At 63.1% G+C, this 2,298-nt stretch carries 1 protein-coding gene and 1 pseudogene; one reads left to right on the forward strand and one right to left on the reverse strand.

Going from position 1 to position 2,298, the window contains the following annotated elements:
• Positions 1-1,855 (forward strand): type ISP restriction/modification enzyme (locus MSZK_RS23145; RefSeq protein ID WP_304528966.1); only part of this gene is annotated, 1,855 nt, incomplete at its 5' end.
• A 220-nt stretch (positions 1,856-2,075) separates the two neighbouring features.
• Here the strand turns inward: MSZK_RS23145 and MSZK_RS23150 are convergent.
• Positions 2,076-2,177 (reverse strand): annotated as a pseudogene (locus MSZK_RS23150) (transposase); the annotation flags it as partial.
• Positions 2,178-2,298 lie beyond the last annotated feature (121 nt).

Here is a 2,298-nt window from a genome sequence, read left to right on the forward strand (position 1 = left end):
AACCACTACCCAACAACACAACTCGGCATCACACCGAACCCACACCAATTACCACGCAAAATCCGGGTTAGACGACTTTCGCGCCGAGGGCAACGGTCGTCATGAGTTCAATCTGAAGAACCTGTACGTGTACTTCTGGCGGTGGGGCACGTGGAAGGTGTTTGACGCCAACGCTGATCAGCCAAATGGCGACACCGGCGTGGTGTGCTACATCACGACCTCAGGTTACCTGCGTGGGCCGGGGTTCAAGGGAATGCGCGAGTACCTGAGGCGCAACACCACTGAAGGCTGGATCGTCGATGTTTCACCGGAAGGGCAACGTCCAGAAGTTGCAACTCGCATCTTCCCGGGTGTGCAGCAGCCTTTGGCGATCGCCATCTTCACCCGAACTCCGGACTGCGATCCGCAGGTCCCCGCAATCGTTCACTACACCGCAGTGCACGGCCATCGCAATGAGAAGTACGCCGCGCTACAGACGTTGAGTTTGGATGGTCCGCACTGGCAGCCCACGCGCACAGCGTGGCAGGCCCCGTTCACGCCCGCCGCTCAATCTCAATGGGACGATTACCCCGCGCTGAATGATCTTCTGCCGTGGAGCAGCACCGGGGTGACGGCCAACCGCAACTGGCCCAGCGCCCCTGCCGCAGGGGTGCTCAAGGAGCGACTGAAAGCCCTTGTCGCGGAGACTGATTTGGCGCGCAAGGCAGAGCTGTTCAAGGAAACTGACGCGTCGACTCTTGCGATGACCAAGGATCCCCTCGGCGCTGCGGATACCGAGCCCAACACCACGCGGCCGTTCGCCTCGGAGACCGCGACCTATCTCAAGTCGCCGGCCATCGTCCGCTACGGATGCCGAAGTTTCGACCGGCAGTGGATCGTCGCTGATCGCCGACTGCTGGATAGGTCACGCCCCGAGCTATGGGCAGCCCGTCGCCCAGGCCAGGTTTTTGTTGTTGAGCAGCATTCGCAACCCATCGCCGACGGACCGGCCGTGGTGTTCTCGGCGTTGATCCCTGATGCCCATCATTTCAACGGGCGCGGTGGCCGGGTGCTACCGATGCTGCATCCCGGTGGCCGGGTAAATATGGCTAAAGGGTTGCTCGGAGCCCTCTCGACGATCAGCGGCCGTGCCCTATCGGCGGACGACCTTGTCGCCTACATCGCCGGGGTGGCCGCGCACCCGGGATTCACCGAGCGGTTCGCTGAAGAGCTGGACACCCCAGGAGTGCGGATCCCAATCACCGGTGACGCTGAACTGTTCGAACGTGCAATCCACCTCGGACGCGAAGTGGTCTGGTTACACACATACGGGCAGGCCTTCACGGAAGGGCACGACGGCGGAATCCGCTATCCGACCGATGATCCCCGGCGCGTCACCAATCTGACCGCCGTAGGTTCCCTACCGCTGGACGCCAGCTACGACCCCGAGACCGCAGTACTGAGTATCGGGTCAGGCTCGTTCGGTCCGGTCCCGGCGGCGGTCTGGGGCTACACGGTCGGGGGCCGCGCCGTCATCAAATCGTGGTTCAACTACCGCAAAGCCAACCCGACTGGCCGTCGGACCAGTGCACTGGATGACATCAACGCCTCGGCCTGGCCAGCAGAGTGGAATGGTGAGCTCATCGACCTGCTGTCGGTGCTCAATCGCCTCGTCGAGCTGGAGCCGGCACAAGCTGAGCTGCTCGGACGAATCCTGGACAGGCCAGTGGCCAGCTATTCGGATCTGGCCTCGGCGGGGGTGGAGTGGCCGGGTGCAGCCAACGATCCGCAGCGCCGCGCCAATCAGGCTCCGGTAGCCAAGGAAACGCAGGCCGACGACGATGTCGACGGCCAGCTCGGATTTACCTTTCACTGAAAGCTGACGTCCGCAAGGTCGGCCGAGAACACCCCCGACGCGAGGACCGCCCTGGCGGACACCCTGCCGGCGACGACATTGGGCAAAGTCGGGGGAGAGCCCACCGCCAGCGACACCAGCACCGTCGAGGACCTTCTCGTGACCGGATTCTTGGGCGCAAGCCTCGGACTTTAGTCCGGGGTGAGCCCATCCCATTTTGTCGGCGGGCGTAGCCCGGCGGTCACAGTGGTCGGGCTTGGCCGTCGATGTACCGCTTGATGATCGACAACGGTGCGCCGCCGCAGGAGACGGCAAAATAGGACGGCGACCAGAGGTGGCCGCGCATTCGCGCACGGACTCAGACGCCGGTGTATTTGAACCGCCCCGGGTTTGATGCACACCGGTTACTGGTGCGCAGCCTCTGATGGGGCTGTGTTTGTAGCGTAGTAGACGGTCTCGTACTC

The sequence above is a fragment of the Mycobacterium sp. shizuoka-1 genome, from assembly GCF_002723835.1.
Lineage (GTDB): Bacteria > Actinomycetota > Actinomycetes > Mycobacteriales > Mycobacteriaceae > Mycobacterium.